Below are 19998 nucleotides of genomic sequence, written 5' to 3' on the forward strand. Positions count from 1 at the left end.
TCATCTCAACTCAATCCGCGGTCCGGGCTGGGGTCCGGCTGCAGCGCCAATCGGAGCCGTGCCATGACTTCTCCTCTTAAACACTCTGCTGCCCTCCTTTGCATGGGAGCCGTCCTTAGCATCGCTTTGGCCGAGCCGGCGCTGGCGCAGACCGCGAACATTGAAGGCGTGCTGCAGAACATCGTCAACATGTTGACCGGCAACGTCGCTCGGCTACTGGCGACGCTGGCGGTCATCATCGTCGGCATCGCCTGGATGTTCGGCTATCTCGATCTGCGCAAGGCCGCCTATGTCGTGCTCGGTGTCGCCATCACATTCGGCGCCTCCGAGGTGGTCTCAACGTTGACCGGAGGTCACTGATGGTTGAGGCCGCGCGTCTCACGGAGGACACCTTGTTCCTCGCCTGTACGCGTCCCGCCATGATCGCCGGCGTCACGATGGAGGCCATGGCGCTCAACGTGATGTTTTCCTGCATCCTGTTTCTGGTGGCTGGGAGCATCGTCTACGGCCTTGTCGCGATTCCGATCCATGGGCTCTGCCGCATCATCTGCCGGCACGACCCGAACATGTTCCGGATTCTGCTCGCCTGGATCGAAACCCGAGGACGCGCGCGCAATGCCGCATTCTGGGGCGGGTCGTCCTGCACGCCCCTCAAACTCGTCCGAAGATATCAAACAAGGGAGCTCGGTTATGCGCAATAGGGCGCTTAAAACCCGAGAGATCGAGCCCGATGTCTATCTGCCGTTCGGCCGGCATGTCACTGACACGGTGATCAGTCTGACAACCCGCGCCCTGCTGGCGGTAATCCGGATCGACGGCGCTTCGTTCGAGACTGCCGAAACATCGGACCTGAACGATCTACATGCCAAGCTGAATCTCACCCTGCGCAATGTTGCAGATCCGCAGCTGGCGCTCTGGAGCCACCTGGTGCGCCGCCGGACATCGGTCTATCCCGACGGTACCTTCAGGTCGACCTTTGCAGCGGCGCTTGACGCACAATATCGCCAGCGACTTTGCAAGGAAGCGCTGTTTCGCAACGATCTCTATCTAACCCTGGTTTGTCATCCCGGCCGAGCGGCTACCGATACGGCGGCCGCCTTCTTTCGGCGGCTCGGCCGAAGCGCAGGGAATTCCACCGAGGTGGACAGCGGGGCGCTGAAACGGCTGGACGATGCAACGCGAGATATCGTCGCGGCACTCGACCGTTACGGCGCCCGTGCGGTTGGATTGTTTGAGCGCGACGGCATCACCTTCTCGGAACCGATGGAGTTGCTCCATGCGCTCGCCTCGGCGGAATGGATGGCGATGCCATTGCCGCAAGGGCCGATCGGCCCGGCACTCTATTCAAACCGTGTCATCTTCGGCCGCGAAGCCCTCGAAATCCGCAGCGCCGGCGGATCGCGGTTCGCCGGTATGTTCGGCCTCAAGGAATATCCCGCGTCGACCCGGCCTGGCCTGTTGAACGCGCTGCTTTCCGCGCCGTTTGAGCTCATCGTCACGCAATCATTCGCGTTTCTGGCGAAGGCGGACGCCAAGACGGTCCTGACGCGCAAGCAGAACCAGCTGGTCTCGGCCCAAGATCCGGCGGCCTCGCAGATCGACGAGCTCTCTGATGCGCTCGACGATCTCGAATCCAATCGGTTCGTGCTTGGAGACCATCACCTCTCGCTCCTGGTCTACGCCGATACGCCATCGCAGCTGCAGGAGCACATGAGCGTGGCGAGGCGCGCACTGGCCGATGCGGGTGCCGTGGTCGCCCGGGAAGATCTTGGACTTGAAGCAGCCTATTGGGCCCAGCTTCCCGGGCTGTTCAAATATCGGGCACGCACGGGCGCGATCAACTCGCGGAATTTCGCGGCGTTCTCACCGTTCCACACCTATCCGACCGGACAGCCTGCGGGCAACCATTGGGGACCGGCGGTTGCAATGCTCAAGACCGCGTCCGGTTCGCCCTTCTATTTTTCTTTTCATCATGGCGACCTCGGCAATACCTTCATCTGCGGCCCCTCGGGATCCGGCAAGACCGTCGTACAGAACTTCCTGCTGTCGCAGGCCGAGCGGTTAGGTGCGTCCTACGTTTTCTTCGACAAGGATCGGGGCGCCGAGATTTTCGTGCGCGCCGCTGGTGGCACCTATCTGACGCTCCACAACGGCGCCCCGAGCGGGTGCGCGCCGCTCAAGGCGCTGGAGCTGACGCCAGCAAATCTTTCCTTCCTGAGCGAACTTGTGAGGAAACTCGTCACGCCGGACGACCGCCCGCTGACCGTGATCGAGGAGGAACGAATCGATTCCGGACTGCGAGCGCTCGGTCAGCTGCGGCAATCAGAGCGATCGTTCGGGACGTTGCGGGCTTTTCTTGGACAGCAAGACCGCGAGGGCATTGGCGCGCGGCTCGAGCGATGGTGCCGGGGCGCTCCTTTTGGCTGGGTGCTCGATGGTGATCAGGATGCGATCGGTCTCGACGCTCGGTTCATTGGTTTCGACATGACCGATCTCCTGGATCATCCCACGGTGCGCACGCCGCTGATGATGTATCTGTTCCATCGAGTGGAGCGCTTAATCGACGGCCGGCGCCTGATCATCGACATTGACGAGTTCTGGAAGGCGCTTGGGGACGAGGCATTTCGCGATCTCGCCAACAACAAGCTGAAAACCATCCGCAAGCAGAACGGCGTCATGGTGTTCGGGACGCAGTCGCCACGCGACGCGCTGGCCTCGCCGATCGCGCACACCATTGTCGAACAATGCCCGACACAAATCTTCCTGCCAAACGCGCGCGGAACACGATCGGACTATGTCGATGGCTTTCATCTGACCGACACGGAATTCCGCCTGATCAAGGAGGAGCTCGCTCCTGAAAGCCGGCGCTTCCTGGTCAAGCAAGGCCATAATTCGGTGGTGGCGGAACTCGACCTCGGCGGTTTTGACGATGCACTCGCCGTCTTGTCGGGACGCACCGAAACCGTCGAACTGCTCGACGGCATTCGCAAGCAAGTCGGCGATGACCCGGCGCAATGGCTGCCGCTATTTCACGCGGAACGGAGGAAGGCCCAATGATGGTTCAGCGTATGCCGGCGGCTCTCGCCTGCCTGTCCGTCATCACCCTCTTGGTGGCCTCACCCGCAGGGGCGGAGATCGTGTTCGACCCAAGCGTCTATGCGCGTCAGTTTGAACAGCTGACTGAACTCAAAAAGCAGGTCGACACCCTGACGTCGCAGCTCAAGGTCGCACAGGATCAATTGAGCCAGGCCAAGCAGCTCTATGACAGCTTTAACAAGCGGACGAATGCCAATGATATCGGCGCGCTCCTGAACACGCCACAGTTCCGGAAAGTTCTGCCCCAGCAGTTCTCGGACATCGAACGTCTCGTCGCGGGGCAGGGTGGCGGCAACTTCGCCGACGCGATCAACCATTATCTTTCGCAGAATCGCGCCTATGCCGGCAACAGCGGAAATTCCTATTACCGGAGCGAGCTCGACCGGATCGCTCGGCAGACCGGGGCGAAGCACTCCATGGGTCAGGCAGTGTATGACACCGCCTCGCAGCGCATCGATGCGCTTGAGGAGCTCAGGGCTCGCATCAGCTCGGCGACCGACGCCAAGGAGATTCTCGATCTCTCAGCGCGGTTGCAGGCCGAACAGGCGCTGTTGCAGAACGACGTGCTCCGAATGCAGGGGCTGGCAATGATCCAGCAGGCCCGCGCGGACATGGATGGGCAGCGGGAACGGGAGAGACGGCGGCAACTGGTCGATGAGATGAAGGCAGCCCTGCAATGAAGACGAGACTTGCCATTCTTCTCCTCACCGGCGCCACGGCTCTCGTGGGCTGCAACGACGCCGACAAGGGTCAACAAGCCAAGACCGTCGGCTGGTTTCTGGATCACCGGGACGAGCTCACCACGGCTCTCAAGGCGTGCCGCGACAATCCGGGCGAACGCGGGAAAACTCCCGACTGCATCAACGCCAATGAAGCCCGCAAGAAAGCCTTCGTCAAAGAGATGAAGGACGCCCTGAAATAAGGACCGCCACGATGGCCGTAAACGTCTTCGACAGTTTCCTGAAGGAGTTCGAGCAACCGATCACGGCATTCGTGTCGACGTCGGTCTCGAATCTCGCCACCTACATCGACGGTCCACTTCGTACCGCAGTGACGCTCTACGTCATTCTCTACGGCTTTGCCGTGATGCGCGGCGCGATCTCTGAGCCGATCATGGAATTCGCCTGGCGGGCGATGCGGATCGTGGTCGTGGTGTTGCTGGCGACGAATTCCAGCGCGTTTCAGCAATATGTCACGAGTCTGTTCTTCGACTCGTTGCCGAAAGAAATCGGCAATGCATTAGCGGGCTCAGGGCTAAATACCAGTTCGGGAGCGCCCTTCGATCAACTTCTCTCCAAAGGAATCGACGTCGCCAATAAGATCTACGATCAAGCGGGAATCACCGATGTGGCGCCGGCACTGATTGCGGGCATTCTTCTCGTTTTTGTGGCAGTCGGTGCTTTCTTACAGTTCGCTATCCTGCTCTATGCCAAGGTTGGTCTAGGCGTCGTCATCGCACTCGGCCCGATCTTCATAGCGCTGGGACTATTTGAGGCAACGCGCCCGTTTACAGAAGCCTGGCTTCGGCAGCTCGCGAACTTCGTGATCCTGCTGGTCCTGGTTGTCGCACTGGTCGGGTTGATGCTGTCCACCGTCAGCGGCTTCATCGACAGGTTTGGAGCCAACGCAGGAACGGCGGGCGAGATGGTGGTCGCCGCGGTCGCCATCAGTGCCGTGCTCGGTCTGTCCGGATATATCGCGCTTCAGTTGCCGACCATCGCAGGCGGTCTCGCCGGAGGTGGGGCGTCGCTCGCAAGCCGGCTGGTCACAAACCCACTGATTGCCAATGCCACGGCCGCGGCGGGAGGGGCCTACGCTGGCGCCAGCTGGTCGGCCAGCCGCGGTCTCGCCGCGATACGGGCGAGCCGCCAGGGCGGCAGCATCCGGCGTGCGAAATCCCAGGGGACCACGGCTGCGTAAGCAAGGTCGCCGGCACCAGGCGACAAGCAAGACAGGGGCATCAGAACGATGTGGCGTCGACTATCCATCATTTGCGTCATCGCATGCCAGCTTGGCGGCTGCGGGACCTGGTCAAAGGGACCGCCGTCATGTGACGGTACGGCGCGGCGGCCGCTTAACCGCTCATTGTGGGATTGGGAGTCCGGCGCGCCGCCGGCGACACCGGAGCCACCAGCTTCGCCATCCGCACCCATCATTCGGAAGGGCGAGGGCAATTCCTCCGTACCCTCGACCCATCTCGCCGCGTCTGGCCGCTGGACCAACATTGCGGCCTCGTATCGCACTTGCGGCAGGGAGGCGTGAGATGGTCGGGCATGATGATCTGAAAGCCTACTTTGAGAACTCGCGGCGATGGGAACAAGATCTCCTGCTGTCGGCCCATCGCTCGCGGCGAATAGCCTGGGTCATTGCCGCGGGCGCCTGCGCACTGGCGATCGCCTCGGTCGGAGCGGTCGCAGCGCTGGCGCCGCTGAAGACAGTCGAGCCGTTCGTGATCCGGGTCGACAATGCCACTGGCATTGTGGACACTGTCTCCGCCCTCAATTCGACGCCGGCGCGATACGACGAAGCGGTGACCAAATATTTCCTTGGTCGCTACGTTCGCGCGCGTGAAGGCTACAGCTATCCGGAAGCCGAAACCAATTTTCGGACGATTTCGCTGCTTTCCGGGCAGGGCGAACAAGCCCGCTTCGCAGCCTGGTACCGTGGGTCGAATCCCGAAAGCCCACAGGTCGTCCAAGGCCGTTTTGGTGTTGCCACCGTCCGGATCAAAGCGATCTCACTCCTGGCCGACAATGTCGCATCTGTGCGGTTCATGAAAGAGACCCGCAAGGGCGAGGAAACCCATGTGACCCATTGGGTCTCGACCCTAACCTTCTCTTACGCCAACGCACCGATGTCGTCCGCCGACCGTCTGATCAATCCGCTCGGCTTTCTGGTTTCAGAATATCGCGCCGATCCGGAGGTCGTGCCATGAAACGTTTTGCGCTTTTGATGACTTTAGCTCTTGGATTTGCGGCACCGGTGCTGGCGCTGCAGCAGCCGGCGCCCGGTCAACACGATGCGCGCGTACGCACCGTGACCTATGACCCAGCCAACGTGGTCCGCCTCAATGGCGTCATTCGCGCCTCGACCCAGGTCGTGTTTGCCGATGACGAGGAAATCGCCCATGTCGCCATTGGTGACGCCATCGCATGGGAAGTTGCACCGGCGGGTTCGATCCTGTTCCTCAAGCCGCGCGAAAAGCACCCACCGACCAATCTGCAGGTCGTCACCACCCGGCCCGATGGACGCAAGCGCTCCTATCAGTTCGAGTTGTCGATCGCCGAGACGACGCTGGCCGACAGCTACTTCGTCGTCCGCTTCGCCTACCCAGGCGACGAGATCGAGCGTCGGCGCATCGAGGCCGCTGCCAGGGGCGCCGAGCGGGAAGGCGCGCTGATCGATCAGACGTTTGACCTGCACCATGCCTACGGCGCGCGCAACTGGCGTTTTTCGGCCCAGGGCTCGATCGACCTCGAACCCGAAGCCGTCTTCGACGACGGCAAGGAGACCACGTTCCGCTTTGCTGGCAATCGGGAGATCCCGGCGATCTACCTGATCAACTCGGACGGCTCTGAAAGTCTCGTCCCTAAAGATGTCCGCGGCGAGCTTGTGGTAGTCCACGCCACTGCCCGCGAGTTTCGGCTGCGCAAGGGCGACATCGTGCTCTGCATCTTCAATGAAGCGTTCGATGCTGTCGGCGTCAATCCCGGCACCAACACCACGAGCCCCTCGATCGAGCGGCGGGCGAAGAGGCCATCTCCAATCCTTAAGGCACGATAGGCGGGCGCAACATGACCGAGCTTGAGAACGAGACGCTTGCCGGCGAGCGCGGCATTACCCCGGTTGGAGGTGGGGACAACGGTCGAACAGCGATGCTCAAACGCGGCTTCGGCGCGCTAGCGCTCTCCGCATTCGCCTTTCTGGTCATCTGGGGAACCTGGAAAAGCGACAAGCCGGTCGGCGAGTCCGCCCGCAAGCTCATGATCCGCCAGGCGGCCGCCTTCGAGCCCGCCGCAGAGCCACCTGCCGCACCCATCACCACCGCGTCCATTCCGGTCGCACCTATTGCTGTCACACCGGCGGCCGCCGTATCCGCTGCGGACCAGATGCTCGAAAGCGCGCGGCGCGCGCCGGTACTGGCCTATAACCGGCCGGTCGCATCGGGGCGTCCGCCCCGTGATGGCCTGACCGGAAGCGTCCCGGTCGATCCCTTTGATTTTGGGCGGGCCGAGCCACGGAACGAGCTTGCGGACAAGCTGAAACCCACGCCAATCGAAGGCGTGCGCGCAGCCCGACTTCCCAATCGCAATCTTCTCGTCACCCAGGGCACGTCGATCCCTTGCGTACTCGAGACCGCGATGTCCTCAGATGTGGCTGGCTTCGTCTCCTGCGTCGTATTGCGCGATGTGATGTCAGATTCCGGCAACGTGGTGCTGATGGAAAAGGGCACGCAAGTCGTCGGGGAATATCGTGGCAATGTCCGGCGCGGCTCCAAACGGATGTTTGTGCTATGGGCGCGCGCCAAGACGCCGACGGGCGTGATCGTGGCGCTGGCCTCGCCTGCCACGGATGGACTGGGCCGCGCAGGGTTCGACGGCGATATCGACACGCATTTCTGGGAGCGCTTCGGTTCGGCGCTGTTGCTGTCGATCGTCAGCGATGCCTCCTCGATCGGGCGGCAGCAATTGCAAGACGGCTCAATCCAGATCAACAACACTGCTGGTGCGAGCAACACCGCCGCCGGCATCGCCGTCGAGCAGTCCATCAACATCCCGCCGACGCTGAGCAAGAACCAAGGCGAGCTCGTGAATATCTTTGTCGCGCGCGATCTTGATTTCTCGTCTGTCTACCAACTCAAGCGGATCGAGAGCCGCACCCAAATTCTCGACCGTACCCTCCCCGGAGGCATCGTGGGTCCGGCTGTGGTGACGAAATGAGCGCAGGCACATCGGGCAATCACGATGGCGGACGGTTGGTGCTGGCGCGGTACCTCGAGCCGCTGGCTCCATACCTAGCCGACGACACCCTCACTGAAATCGTCGTCAACCGTCCGGGCGAGGTTTTCGTGGAGGGGACTGACGGTTGGACCCGGCATGAGCTAGCTGCCCTCACGCAAACTTACCTCTCACATCTTGCAACCGCAGCCGCCAGCCACACCCGACAGGATATAGGGCCGGAATACCCGGTGGTCTCGACCAGCCTGATCGGCGACGAGCGCTGTCAGATCGTTGTGCCACCCGCGGTCCCGGCGGGCATGATCAGTCTCACGATCCGCAAGCCCTCATCGTTGACCATGAACCTGAAAGCGCTCGAGCGGGCAGAGCTATTTGATGCGGTCCGCTCCGCGAGTGACGACCTGGATGCCGACGAGCATCGACTGCTGGCCCTGAAAGAAGCCGGCCATTGGCGCGAGTTCCTAGAGCTTGCGGTGCGCACCCGTCGCAATATCCTGATTTCGGGAGCAACCGGGTCGGGCAAGACTACTTTATCCAAGGCGTTGATTGCGGCGATCCCGGAGCACGAGCGGCTCATCACCATCGAAGACACCGCCGAGCTGGTCATCCCACATCAAAATTGCGTCCGGCTGCTCTATGCCAAGGATGGGCAGGGTGTGGCCAAGATCGGCCCCCGCGAACTCCTGGAATCGTCCTTGCGCATGCGGCCTGACCGCATTCTGCTGCAGGAGCTGCGCGACGGCACCGCCTTCTTTTATCTCAGGAATGTGAATTCGGGGCACCCAGGATCGATCACGACGGTTCACGCCGACAGCGCTCGCCTTGCCTTCGAACAGATGACCTTGCTGGCCAAAGAGAGTGCGGAGGGACGTGACCTCCACCGCGACGATATCCGTTCGCTTTTGCTGCATCTGGTCGACGTGGTGGTGCAGATGCAGAAGCGTAACGGCCGCTACCGCATCTCGGAAATCTACTATGACCCCGTTCGCAAACGCGACCACGCCCGTTAAGACCGGCCTCGGCACGGCGCTGGCGCTCGCGGCCGGCGCCGTTTTCCTGCTGGTCGCCTCGAACGTTCTGCTGCTCGGGCTCAGACTCCACGATGGCGGCTTCCACTGGTCGGAGATCGCCACAGGCTGGCCGCGTTATGGCACGGATCCGCGCTTCGACCGTTGGCTGACGCTGTCGACCCTCGCTGGCTTGATTGCAGTCTTTGGCCTGCTCGGCGCCATCCTCCGGCACCGTCCGGTTCCCCTTCACGGCAAAGCCCGTTTCGCATCCGAGCGCGAGATCAGGGCTGCCGGCCTGCGATCCAAAGAGGGTCTACTGCTCGGCCGCAAGGATGGAAAAATGCTCTGCTTCGGCGGATCGGAGCACGTCCTCCTTTATGCCCCAACGCGCGCGGGGAAGGGGGTCGGCTATGTCATTCCGAACTTGCTCAATTGGCCGGATTCGGTTGTTGCGCTGGATGTGAAGAAGGAGAACTGGGATCGCTCGGCCGGCTTTCGCGCTAGCCACGGGCAGGAGGTCCATTTGTTCGATCCGCTCGACGAGAACGGTCGTACTGCGCGTTACAATCCGCTGGGATATGTGCGCAGCGATCCCGCCGACCTGTATGACGACCTACAGCGCATTGCGGTGATGCTGTTTCCGGCCGAGAGCCGCGGGGACCCGTTCTGGTTTGAGGCCGCTCGTTCATCCTTTGTGGCGATCGGCGGGTACGTCGCGGAAACGCCGGGCTTGCCATTGACGATCGGCGAGATCCTGCGCCAGCTGTCGGCGACCCAGGATCTGAAAGCCCACTTCGACAAGATCATCGCCGACCGTAAGGCGGGTCTTTCACCGCTCTCGCGGTACTGCATCACAGCGCTGAACGACTTCCTTGCTGCCTCAGAGAACACCTTGAACTCGGTCCGCAAGACCGTGACGGCACGGCTCGGCCTCTGGCTCAATCCCCGCATCGATGCCGCAACCTCGACCAATGATTTTGACCTGCGGAAGCTTCGCCAAGAGCCCATGTCGATCTACCTTGGGGTGACACCTGACAATCTCGACCGCATGGCGCCGCTCTTAAACCTGTTCTTTCAGCAGGTGGTCGATCTCAATACTCGGGAGCTGCCAGAACAAAACCCCAAACTCAATCGCAAGGTACTGCTGCTGATGGACGAATTTCCGGCGCTCGGCAATGTCAATGTGCTGGCAAAATCGGTCGCCTTCATCGCCGGCTACGGCATCCGCCTTCTCACTGTCGTCCAGAGCCCGGCGCAGCTGCGCGCCATCTACGGGATCGACGCAGCCCGCAACTTCATGACTAACCACGCAGTCGAGGTCGTGTTTGCCCCGAAAGAGCAGGACGTGGCGAATGAGCTCTCGGAGCGCATCGGCTACGAGACCGTGAACGCCCGCAGCCGCAGCGGACCAAAAGGGCTCGCGATGCGTGCAATCAGCGAAACAGTGTCCCAGCACCGGCGCGCCCTCATGCTGCCACAAGAACTCAAGCTTCTTCCGAAGTCCAAGGCCTTCATTCTTGGCACCGGCATTCCGCCAATCATCGCCGATAAGATCATCTACTACGAGGACAAGTCTTTTCTGAAGCGATTGCTGCCGGCGCCTGTCCCCAAGATGCCCAAAGCGCGTTCAAATGCACTGCTCGACGCCGAAATCAAGGAGTTGCGCTCCGAGATCGCCGAGCTGCGTGCGGTATTCCGAGCACGACCCATGACCGACGAGGAGGTGGCCGATCCCTCCACGATTCCTGCAGGCGCCAGTTTTGATTTCGGTGACGTGGATGTGGACCTCGAAGGCCTTTCCGAAGACGACATGAAGGCCTGGGTTCTGAATTATATCGACGCCCAGGCCATCCCGCCGGCGCGACGGCCCGGCCGCAAGCGGAGCGAACAGCAGCATGAGCGACACACATGATGATAGCAACGAGTTCAGCCTCGAACGGCACCGCCGCGCCGCGGATTCTTCGAACAGAGACAAGAGGGGCGATGACTCCGGAAGCAAGGCCGCCACTGACAAGTCTTCCTCCACGGAAGGTCTCGACAATGCTCTCCCCGATCGCATCCGCCGCAAATATTACGTGGTGGCCAGTCAAACCGAAAAGGATGGATCCGCCCGGGAAGCGCGGCTCTATGCCGATGAGCGGAAAGAGTACCTCGCGTTCAAGGCCACTGACGATCGCCTGGTCACCCGCCTAGCTGCCATTGAGGTGATCCGCGATATGGTCAGCGTGGCACAACATCGCCAGTGGGAGGCGCTTCACGTCCGTGGTTCTGTCGAGTTTAGACGCGAGGCTTGGCTGGAGGCTGCCGCACGCGGGATCGACGTGAAGGGCTATCAGCCAAACGAGCTTGACAGCCAGGCGCTCGCTGACCGACGAGTCGCATGGGATCGAGCCCACCCCCGGACCAACGACGTAGGGGTCCGCTCGACCTCCGACAGGTCAACCAAGGCGGATAGGCTCGATTACGACAAGGGCGTTTCCGGACGTCTGATGGAGGTCGGTATTGGCCCCTACCGCAACCGACCCGACGCGGAGCCGTCAACCTATGTAGCCATCGAACTGGGCGATGGCCGGCGACATCAGGTGTGGGGCGTCGGCGTTGTAACTGATGTCGCAGATAGTGGCGCCAGGCCTGGCGACCGCATCTCTCTGCGCAGGGATGGCGTCGAACCCATCATCAGGACGATCAACTCCATAGACACCGCCACAGGAAACGCTGGCATTGAACGGCGCCAGATGTGGCGCAACAGGTGGAGTGTAACGGTGGAGGCGCGCCGTGCAGACCGACCGGCTGCCTCGCATGATTCCGACCTGCTCGCGGCCCGATCCCAGATTGTCGTCATCAACAAGCTTGTCGAACGCGCTCTGCCGAACGATGAGAATGCTCGCCAGAGCATTCTGGCTTTCGCCAAGGAGCGCATCGCCCAACGCCTCGAGCAGGGGCACTCGTTTGCGCGAGCAACCGTCATGGAGCCCGTTGGAGAGCGGCAGCAATCGGGGCGCAACAAAGAAGAGGTCCGGCAAAGCCGGGGCGGCGAACGAGTGAGGCTGCAAGAGCGAGAGCGCTGAATGCGCGAGTTCATGCAATCAATCTTTCGACTTTGTATCACGTCACGTCGTCGCGCGGATTCACAATCTGACATTTCGAAGATAATTCATCGGACGCAATGATTCCGCGCACCGCAGACTCCGACTGACCCTCGGGAATTGCCGAACCGTCGAGAACCCGCACTGACCAGGGAGGCCCAGGCAATTGGGCTCGCCGATAGGCCTGGCCAAGCCAGACGAGATTTTGCTCAGCCGCACACGAGCCTCGCCGAGAGTCACCTGTGGCGTGGGCGTCGTCATTACGGCAAGATGCTCATCGGCCTTTGGACAAATCACGCGAAAGCAGGTCGCGGATGACATTCAGATCTGTAAGATACAAACTGACCGACGTGGGGGGGGTGACTACCAGAAAGCCGTTTTTGCAAGCAGGCCCTTTGCCTTTGTGCCTTTCCTACACAGCTTTTGTCGGTCGAACGGATAACCGAGACCGCGAGATACCACCAGCTTGATGAAGCGCATGTGACAGCGGCTCCCGCAACCGCTTTCGTTATATCAACTCACCATCTCGGTCTAACCGCCCGGGGCGGACTTTTTTTTAAGGATAGGGGGTTGACGACGGTCAGCTCGGCCAAGTTTGGCATTGCCAAGTCCAATCGGCACATGAGATCGTCGAGTCCAAGTCGGTCCATTTTTGCATCGCGAACGCTGATAGTGCGAGTTTCATTGAGCATCTCATATCGCAGTCAACCATCCCGCATCATTGGATCGTTGGGTTCGTCTCAGGTGAGCGCAGCCCTTAGTTCAGCAATCAGTTTCCCGCACGCGGGTAGGTGGCGTTCCTCCACATCCAAAATACAGAGAAATCCTCGCTTCTTGGCTGCCGCTATGGCAGCTGGAGTTTGAGAGTCCGGACCGGCCGCCTCGGAAACAATATCGATCAGACGGTCCATGGCATGCAGGCGGCCGAGTAGGTAATCGTTCTCACGGTAAGCCCGCGACAGGAACGCTGCAGATTGACTAAAGCCAGTTCCCCTTAGCCGGAATGTACCAAGTCTGTTGATGCCGACAGCGTCCTGTGCGGCGATGCGATCAATCCGGATCTCATTGAACTCCCCAACTTCGCGCCACGGCATGACCGGAAACGTCACAATATCCCAGAAGGGAAACCCGAGGTAATTCACCAGGACCTCATGCGCTGCACGCGGTGGCCACCGCTCGGTTTCGGCAAGGAGAACGTCGAGGTCCGAGGTAGTGGATTTGAGGTCCACGTCCGAGCCCAAGTGCTCGATGAGGAGATCAATCCGATCCTTATGTCGCGTCACAAACGACTGCGCAAATTTGGATATCTCTTTGACTTCAGCCGGAGATGGACCTGCCCGAAAGATGTCTTCGACCAGATTGCGCGTGGTCGCGCTGACGCTGGCTTCCGTCTCTCTCCGCTCCAGCGCCTCGGCACACTCGTAATACTTACGTTTCAAGCGGTCGACGCTGGCGGCGTCTAGCCCATCGAACTCTTGTGAACCGAGCATTTGGGAAAGGCGATTTTGACCTTCAATCAAAAACCGTAGCCTGCGCTTTCGATAACTTATGTCAAATGTAAGCAAAAACGCGATCCACTTCGGGATGATCTCACCGCCTGTAACTCCACGCACAGACGAACTGTCTGCGGGCTCGTATATTACACCAGCGCGGATCGCCCAGGCGTCTATGATCTCCGTGATCGACCGTGCAAACGGCGATTCCATACGAACGCCGCGTATCTCCATTATCATTCGGCTGATGAAATCTCGCACCGAGGCGAGCTTCAGACGCACATAGGCATCGTATGCGAAGCCCGCGTCGCGAGCGGCCCTCTCGTTTGCCTGCTCGCGCCAACCGCGAATCTGAGCCGCGCTGTCCGACCCCTCGCAGTCGAAGGCCTCGACTTCCTCCACAACTCGCCGGATATGAGGACGAGCGCTATCCACGATCGATCTGAGCCGCCGCACTTGTTCGTTGAAGTCGGCTATCCAGCCAAGCTCGTCGGTTACAGGTTGGGACAACGGAATCTCGGACATCGCGCCTTTCAATGTCGAGAAAAACCCCGGCAGGCCGTGATGGGCAGCTAAGCCCGTTGGTGTGGGATTGGGATCAACGTAAACGACCCGTCGATCTACCTCACGATAAGCGGCGCGGCCTCGGATGGCGCTGACCGCCTGGCGAAACGGATGGCTGCTCAAGACGCTGCCATCGATGAAGGGCACGGACGCAGCGTCAACATTCATCTGCGCATAATTTTCGAAGTTTCTGACCATAAAATCCGCGCGGTGCGGCCAAATAATAGAGCGGTCTCTGAGTAGCTGATCGACCTCCAGAATGCGCGCCGGCGGGAAGGCTCCTGGAATTGATGATGTTGCGCGCGCGGCGAAAGCTAGTGCGGGCGCATTCGTCATGTCAAAATCGCTCTTGATAGCTCCGCTTGCGCTCCGCCGATATTTGAAATGAAGCTGGTGACGGTGATCGCGCTCATGGATGATCGGCGGACTGTGAATCGGCATGCTTCGTTGATGACCGTTGAAATCAGTCAAGGTCACGAATAAGTCGAGACCCTGACCTGGAGGAAGCAGAGACGACGTCTCCTCCCGTGGCCTTCCCATCGCCGCCACCGCGTCGTACATCAGAGCCGTCATCTTCGGACCATCAAACGGCGGTTCGAACCAGCGAGACCGCATGAACAGCGACAGCTTGGAACGCACCTCCGGGTCTCTAACGAGCCCCTTTCCAATTAGACCCGCTGCCCAGAAAAGCGGCCGAAGAACCCATTTGCTGAATCTACTTGCCTTTGCTTCGGATGCCAGGAGTTCAGTTATATCGGCATTCTCAAGCCAGAGGTCGCGCAATCTCCCCAGGGGCAGGTCATGGCTCAGTGCACGTGCCAGCATGACCCCGTTGATTCCCCCCGCAGAGGCACCAGCAACTATGTCAACCACGACTCGCAGGTCGACCGTTCGACCGACGTCGCGCAGAAGGTCGAAATAGATCCTTTCGGTATCAAATTCGGGGTCGGAGGCATCGCGGACATCTGCGAATGCGACGCTCGAGCGCTTCTTCCGGTTGGCAACGGAATGAAGAGCGCTCGAAGCCCTGGCGAGCTTCAGAACCTCCTTGGTGATCCCATGCATATAGATAGCGAGCGAGGCACCGCCAAAGCAAACAAGCGCTATGCGGAGTTCTTTTTCGCGCAAACTCTTTTCCGATCTTGAAAGTATCGATACCCTTCACAATAGCTGCCTAGCGACACAGAGGTAAGGTTTTTTCCACAACTGGCGCACACTTAAGCCTTGCGTCGGGAAATCCGGGGCAGCTCTTAACCGACTTTCGTCGGCAACATCCTCCCGGGCAGGCACGAATGCGGCTCGCAATCCTACACTGGCCGTCGCGCCATGAAACTTGCCCCCTCAGGAGTCATGAGGAATTGCCCCTCATTGGACAGCCGACGAGCGAATTGACGATGAAACGAATCACGGAAGGCTCGTCGGGCGCCGAATGAGGTGGCAGAGATGTTACGGCGGAGAGCGAGCTGGGGTCTGAAGCGGATTGCGCCATAGCTGGCAGAGGAGCTCATTTGGGCGAGATTCAGCCGGCCCTTAACAAGGTCCATCTCTCGAACAGGCTGGCGCTCGTCAACCGGATGGTGATCGCTTGAGTGGTTTAGCCCGGGACGTCCGGGAGCCGATCGGATCGCGATTGGGGCCGGTGCCGGTCAAAGTATGCGCGAAATCGCCTGAATGCCTTTCATTCCGCTCCCGAACCGCGCGATTGCCTCCCTGTGCCTTTCAAACTCGCCGTAAGGCAAGAAGCGTACCTGCAAATCCGCTACGCGACTGAAAGCGGGGCGGCGAAGTTGTGCCCGAACCTCCTCTTCACGCGCATCGGGGGCAACCAGAAAGAGACCGCCCGTCGCGTGCAGGTCGCTGCTTAAGGCGAGATCCAGCATGCGAACGATCCCCGAGTAGATAGAGGTCGTGTGTTCGACCTCGAAAGCGGCCGTCACGCGCGTGCCATCCGAGTTGATCCAAAGGACGTCGATGAGTCGGATCGAGTCCGCCCCCGACAAGCTTTCGATCGACGGCGAAAGGCACTCCAGGCAGCCAGCGGCCAGCATGCCACCATTGTGGGTGCGCCCACGATCGTTTGAGGCAACCCAGACCTTGTAGCCGAGCGCTAGCCCCAAATCCCTGAGCCACGCCTGAATTTCCGTGTGCGTGCGATCGCCTTCTCGGGCGGCGGCGATCGATCCCTGTAGTCTCTTGGCTGTATCCCGTGCCTTCGACAATTCTGCGAACCACGCATCGCGCGCCGCATCTCCTTCGGCCACCGGCGGCGCGGAGTAACGTCCCATACCGATATCGAAGAGGAAGCCCGCGATTGCCCCGAGATCGTTCGACAGGAGATCGCGGTGGGTCTGGTTCAGCCGCAACATGCCGGCTCGCATCGCCAGATACTGATCCCAGCGTCCGAGCTTGACCTTCGAACCGGTGACAGCATTGAAGCCATTGACGATGGCGGTGTTGAACGGCGACATCAGGGTAGGGTGCAGGAAGTAAAGCAGATTTGCGACCGCCGGACCGAGCCCTTTGATGGCCAACCGATCGATTGTCTCGATTCCCTCGATCAACTCCTGTTCGGTGCTGCAACACGAGCAGTGATGGAGCAGTCGACCGAAGGCCCGCTGGTTCTGCGCATCCTCATAGATATCCGGAATGCGCAGCTTAGGCTTCCAAAGGAAGGCATGATCGGCGCCTTTGAATATTTGCCGCTGCTCCGCAATGGAGCCTACGATCGTTTCCAGCGAGGAGCCCCTGTAGACGTTGCCGAAAGTTCCGGCCTCGATCTCCTCGACCACCTGCGCAATGCCCCGCCGGATCGATCGAAAATTCTTGAGTCGCTCGTCCCAGAGAAACCAACTTCGATAGGTTGATTCCGGATCATCACGCCAACGTTCAATCAATACGCGCAGGAGATCAGCCACCCCACTCTCCCTTGGACATTTCTTGCCTGTCTAAGTCGATCACCAATCAATTCGCGAATAGACAAGATCATCGGTGGGCTTAGGCCTTGTCAAGTCGCCTCCGCTGCCTGGCTCTTTGATTGCCCGGTGCTCACCAACTCTAAGAGGAACAATGCCGACGGGAACGATGTCAATCAGCGCTTCGGAGCCGCCGTGATTGCCCTACCGTATGATTGTTTTCTGATTGTCTGGTTCGTGCTCGCGCTGGCATCTACGGCCTATGTGCCTACGACCAGTTCGCGGGGAATCCCGGCCCGACAGTTATGAAGTGGGGCTTATCCTGGTCACGCTCTACATGGGCCGCTCGGGTTCTTGCTGTACGTCCTCGCCGACAAAGATCCACGGAACGAGACTTTCTTCGAGCAAACTTGCAGGGCTGGCTAGTTTCAGATTCGGACAGTTCGTAGTCGCAGCGCATTGCCCACCACGCTGACCGAGGAGAGCGCCATCGCGGCCGCGGCGACGATCGGTGTCAGCAGAAGACCGAACGTCGGGTAGAGCACCCCGGCTGCGATCGGAATTCCCGCCGCGTTGTAGACGAAGGCGAAGAACAGGTTCTGGCGGATGTTGCGCATCGTGGCGCGCGAGAGACGCCGTGCACGCACAATCCCGTTCAGATCGCCCTTCAGGAGCGTCACTCCTGCGCTCTCCATCGCCACGTCCGTCCCTGTGCCCATCGCCACTCCGACTTCGGCGGCGGCCAGCGCCGGCGCGTCGTTCACCCCGTCTCCGGCCATGGCGACCTTCCGGCCTTCCTTCTGTAGCCTGGCGACGACTGCGCTCTTCTGATCCGGCAGGACTTCAGCTTCGACGTCGCCGATGCCCAGCCTGCGTGCGACCGCCTGAGCCGTGGTGCGGTTATCGCCGGTGAGCATGATGACCCTGACGCCTTCGGCCCCAAGGTCCCGCAGCGCCTCCGGTGTGGACTGCTTAACCGGGTCGGCGATGGCGAGGATGCCGGCGAGCTTGCCGTCCACGGCCATGTTGATGACGGTGGCGCCTTCGCCGCGCTGACGCTCGGCTTCGGCTTCTATGGCGGAAGTATCCACTCCCTGCGAGCGCATGAAGCTGGCGTTACCGAGCAGAACTTTCTTGCCATTGACAGCTCCCAGCGCGCCCTTTCCGACGGGCGAGTCGAAGTCCTGGACGTCAGTTATCTGGATGCCTCGCTCCTTCGCTTCGTTCACGATCGCGTCCGCAAGTGGGTGCTCGCTCGCGCGTTCCACGCTGGCCGCGAGCTGCAGCACTTCGGCCTCCGAGTAGTTGCCAGCGGGCACGATAGCCACGACCTTCGGCTTGCCCTCCGTGAGGGTGCCTGTCTTGTCCACCACGATGGTGTCGATGCGCTCCATGCGCTCCAGCGCTTCGGCGTTCTTGATCAGGACGCCCATGTGAGCGCCGCGCCCGACACCGACCATGATCGACATCGGAGTGGCCAAACCGAGAGCACAGGGGCAGGCGATGATTAGGACGCTGACTGCGGCGACGAGGCCGAAGGCGAAGCGGGGCTCCGGACCGTAGACCGCCCAGGCGGCAAAGGCCGCGATAGCAACGACGATGACGGCCGGGACGAACCAGCCTGCAACCTGGTCGGCCAAGCGCTGGATGGGAGCGCGGGAGCGCTGGGCCTGCGCAACCATCTGAACGATCTGAGACAGCATGGTGTCGCTGCCGACCTTTTCGGCGCGCATGACGAAGCCGCCGGAACGATTCAGCGTGCCGGCGATCACCTTGCCGCCGACCTCCTTGGTGACGGGCATCGATTCGCCGGTAACCATCGACTCGTCGAGCGAGGATCTGCCTTCGACGATCTCACCGTCGACCGGCACCTTCTCGCCCGGCCGCACGCGAAGGCGATCACCTGGCTGCAACACCGCAATCTGGACCTCCTCCTCGTCCATGCCGTCAGAGCGAATACGACGGGCTGTCCTCGGCGCGAGGTCGAGAAGAGCCTTGATCGCGCCTGAAGTCGCTTCGCGGGCCCGCAGTTCGAGCACCTGGCCAAGCAGGACCAGCACGGTAATGACCGCAGCCGCCTCGAAGTAGACGGCTACCGCTCCATCCTGCCCTCTGAACGTGGCCGGAAAGACACCCGGGACAACGGTGGCGGCGACGCTGTAGACCCACGCGACCCCGATGCCCATCGCGATCAGCGTGAACATGTTCAGATTGCGTGTCAGGACCGATTGCCAGCCGCGCACGAAGAACGGCCAGCCCGCCCAAAGCACCGCCGGCGTTGCAAGGACCAACTGGATCCAGTTGGAAAGCGTCTGATCGATCCAGCCATGGCCGCCGATGAGGTGACCGCCCATCTCAAGGATTACAACAGGGACCGAGAGGGCGAGGCCCACCCAAAAGCGCCGGGTCATGTCGATCAGCTCGGGGTTCGGACCGGTTTCCGCGTTTGCCAGCTCGGGTTCGAGCGCCATGCCGCAGATAGGGCAGTTGCCCGGCCCGAACTGGCGTATCTGCGGATGCATCGGGCATGTGTAGATTGTGCCTTCCGGCGCGTCGGGAGGGGTCGCTTGCTGCGTCTCGCGGTGAACGTACGTCGCCGGATCTTCCGCGAATTTCGCCCGGCAGCGCTCCGAACAGAAGTAGAAGGTCTGTCCGTCGTGCTCGATCTTGTGACGAGCCGTGGCGGGATCGACCAACATCCCGCAGACAGGATCCACGGTCGGGCCTTGCGCTGGATCGTGACGATGGTGATCTGCGGACTCCTGGGAGGTGGAGTGAGACTGTCCGCAGCAGCTTCCGCGCGCTTTTTCCAAACCTGAGGCGTCCTGCTCAAACATCATCATCTACTCCATCTCTTGCGGAATGTACCCGTGGGGGGT

General features: G+C 60.9%; 15 protein-coding genes. 12 read left to right on the plus strand and 3 right to left on the minus strand.

Annotated elements, in window-relative coordinates; all coding sequences use genetic code 11:
* The first annotated feature begins 63 nt into the window (after window positions 1-63).
* The 12 genes from ACVW1C_RS40870 (at window position 64) to ACVW1C_RS40925 (ending at window position 12132) form a co-directional block, all read left to right on the plus strand.
* Entirely contained in the window at window positions 64-360 is a 297-nt protein-coding gene (locus ACVW1C_RS40870; protein WP_028133101.1) for a TrbC/VirB2 family protein, read from the plus strand.
* Window positions 360-701 (plus strand): type IV secretion system protein VirB3, encoded by a 342-nt coding sequence (locus ACVW1C_RS40875; RefSeq protein WP_028133100.1) that lies wholly within the window; start codon window positions 360-362, stop codon window positions 699-701. Before ACVW1C_RS40870 ends, ACVW1C_RS40875 begins: the two co-directional genes overlap by 1 nt.
* Entirely contained in the window at window positions 691-3057 is a 2367-nt protein-coding gene (locus ACVW1C_RS40880) for a VirB4 family type IV secretion/conjugal transfer ATPase (protein ID WP_028133099.1), read from the plus strand. Before ACVW1C_RS40875 ends, ACVW1C_RS40880 begins: the two co-directional genes overlap by 11 nt.
* Window positions 3054-3776 (plus strand): P-type DNA transfer protein VirB5, encoded by a 723-nt coding sequence (virB5, locus tag ACVW1C_RS40885; protein WP_049819862.1) that lies wholly within the window; start codon window positions 3054-3056, stop codon window positions 3774-3776. The genes ACVW1C_RS40880 and virB5 overlap by 4 nt, the downstream gene beginning before the upstream one ends.
* The gene (locus ACVW1C_RS40890; protein ID WP_028133097.1) at window positions 3773-4018 is read left to right on the plus strand and encodes an EexN family lipoprotein; all 246 of its coding nucleotides are present in this window, start codon (window positions 3773-3775) and stop codon (window positions 4016-4018) included. Before virB5 ends, ACVW1C_RS40890 begins: the two co-directional genes overlap by 4 nt.
* Before the next feature lie 11 nt (window positions 4019-4029).
* On the plus strand, window positions 4030-5016 hold the full coding sequence (locus ACVW1C_RS40895; RefSeq protein WP_028133096.1) for a type IV secretion system protein: 987 nt from the start codon (window positions 4030-4032) through the stop codon (window positions 5014-5016).
* Between the two features lie 343 nt (window positions 5017-5359).
* Window positions 5360-6031, plus strand: coding sequence for a virB8 family protein (locus tag ACVW1C_RS40900; protein ID WP_028133095.1), 672 nt, complete (start codon window positions 5360-5362; stop codon window positions 6029-6031).
* Window positions 6028-6879: a P-type conjugative transfer protein VirB9 gene (gene virB9 / locus ACVW1C_RS40905; RefSeq protein WP_028133094.1), complete on the plus strand. Its 852-nt coding sequence runs from the start codon at window positions 6028-6030 to the stop codon at window positions 6877-6879. The genes ACVW1C_RS40900 and virB9 overlap by 4 nt, the downstream gene beginning before the upstream one ends.
* Window positions 6880-6890: 11 nt before the next feature.
* On the plus strand, window positions 6891-8036 hold the full coding sequence (gene virB10 / locus ACVW1C_RS40910; protein WP_028133093.1) for a type IV secretion system protein VirB10: 1146 nt from the start codon (window positions 6891-6893) through the stop codon (window positions 8034-8036).
* Window positions 8033-9064 (plus strand): P-type DNA transfer ATPase VirB11, encoded by a 1032-nt coding sequence (gene virB11, locus ACVW1C_RS40915; protein WP_028133092.1) that lies wholly within the window; start codon window positions 8033-8035, stop codon window positions 9062-9064. The genes virB10 and virB11 overlap by 4 nt, the downstream gene beginning before the upstream one ends.
* Window positions 9030-10976 carry a type IV secretory system conjugative DNA transfer family protein gene (locus ACVW1C_RS40920; RefSeq protein WP_028133091.1) on the plus strand — a complete coding sequence of 649 codons (1947 nt, stop codon included), beginning with the start codon at window positions 9030-9032 and terminating at the stop codon, window positions 10974-10976. Before virB11 ends, ACVW1C_RS40920 begins: the two co-directional genes overlap by 35 nt.
* Window positions 10960-12132 carry an LPD7 domain-containing protein gene (locus ACVW1C_RS40925; protein ID WP_028133090.1) on the plus strand — a complete coding sequence of 391 codons (1173 nt, stop codon included), beginning with the start codon at window positions 10960-10962 and terminating at the stop codon, window positions 12130-12132. Before ACVW1C_RS40920 ends, ACVW1C_RS40925 begins: the two co-directional genes overlap by 17 nt.
* Window positions 12133-12890: 758 nt before the next feature.
* Here the strand turns inward: ACVW1C_RS40925 and ACVW1C_RS40930 are convergent.
* From ACVW1C_RS40930 to ACVW1C_RS40940, 3 genes are all read right to left on the minus strand, one after another.
* Window positions 12891-15335, minus strand: coding sequence for a patatin-like protein (locus tag ACVW1C_RS40930; protein WP_319335186.1), 2445 nt, complete (start codon window positions 15333-15335; stop codon window positions 12891-12893).
* A 518-nt stretch (window positions 15336-15853) separates the two neighbouring features.
* On the minus strand, window positions 15854-17122 hold the full coding sequence (locus ACVW1C_RS40935; RefSeq protein ID WP_250173146.1) for a type II restriction endonuclease: 1269 nt from the start codon (window positions 17120-17122) through the stop codon (window positions 15854-15856).
* Window positions 17123-17547: 425 nt separating this feature from the next.
* A complete protein-coding gene (locus ACVW1C_RS40940) occupies window positions 17548-19956 on the minus strand; it encodes a heavy metal translocating P-type ATPase (protein ID WP_028133088.1) in 2409 nt (802 codons plus the stop codon).
* Window positions 19957-19998: the final 42 nt, after the last annotated feature.

It is taken from the genome of Bradyrhizobium sp. USDA 4011, assembly GCF_054063415.1.

What these genes read in the sequence shown, in the direction of transcription:
- ACVW1C_RS40870 (WP_028133101.1), top strand. Translation starts at nt 64, where the DNA reads ATGACTTCTCCTCTTAAACACTCTGCTGCCCTCCTTTGCATGGGAGCC.
- virB5 (WP_049819862.1), top strand. Translation starts at nt 3,054, where the DNA reads ATGATGGTTCAGCGTATGCCGGCGGCTCTCGCCTGCCTGTCCGTCATC.
- ACVW1C_RS40875 (WP_028133100.1), top strand. Translation starts at nt 360, where the DNA reads ATGGTTGAGGCCGCGCGTCTCACGGAGGACACCTTGTTCCTCGCCTGT.
- ACVW1C_RS40940 (WP_028133088.1), bottom strand. Translation starts at nt 19,956, where the DNA reads ATGTTTGAGCAGGACGCCTCAGGTTTGGAAAAAGCGCGCGGAAGCTGC.
- virB9 (WP_028133094.1), top strand. Translation starts at nt 6,028, where the DNA reads ATGAAACGTTTTGCGCTTTTGATGACTTTAGCTCTTGGATTTGCGGCA.
- virB11 (WP_028133092.1), top strand. Translation starts at nt 8,033, where the DNA reads ATGAGCGCAGGCACATCGGGCAATCACGATGGCGGACGGTTGGTGCTG.
- ACVW1C_RS40900 (WP_028133095.1), top strand. Translation starts at nt 5,360, where the DNA reads ATGGTCGGGCATGATGATCTGAAAGCCTACTTTGAGAACTCGCGGCGA.
- ACVW1C_RS40880 (WP_028133099.1), top strand. Translation starts at nt 691, where the DNA reads ATGCGCAATAGGGCGCTTAAAACCCGAGAGATCGAGCCCGATGTCTAT.
- ACVW1C_RS40925 (WP_028133090.1), top strand. Translation starts at nt 10,960, where the DNA reads ATGAGCGACACACATGATGATAGCAACGAGTTCAGCCTCGAACGGCAC.
- ACVW1C_RS40890 (WP_028133097.1), top strand. Translation starts at nt 3,773, where the DNA reads ATGAAGACGAGACTTGCCATTCTTCTCCTCACCGGCGCCACGGCTCTC.
- ACVW1C_RS40895 (WP_028133096.1), top strand. Translation starts at nt 4,030, where the DNA reads ATGGCCGTAAACGTCTTCGACAGTTTCCTGAAGGAGTTCGAGCAACCG.
- virB10 (WP_028133093.1), top strand. Translation starts at nt 6,891, where the DNA reads ATGACCGAGCTTGAGAACGAGACGCTTGCCGGCGAGCGCGGCATTACC.
- ACVW1C_RS40920 (WP_028133091.1), top strand. Translation starts at nt 9,030, where the DNA reads ATGACCCCGTTCGCAAACGCGACCACGCCCGTTAAGACCGGCCTCGGC.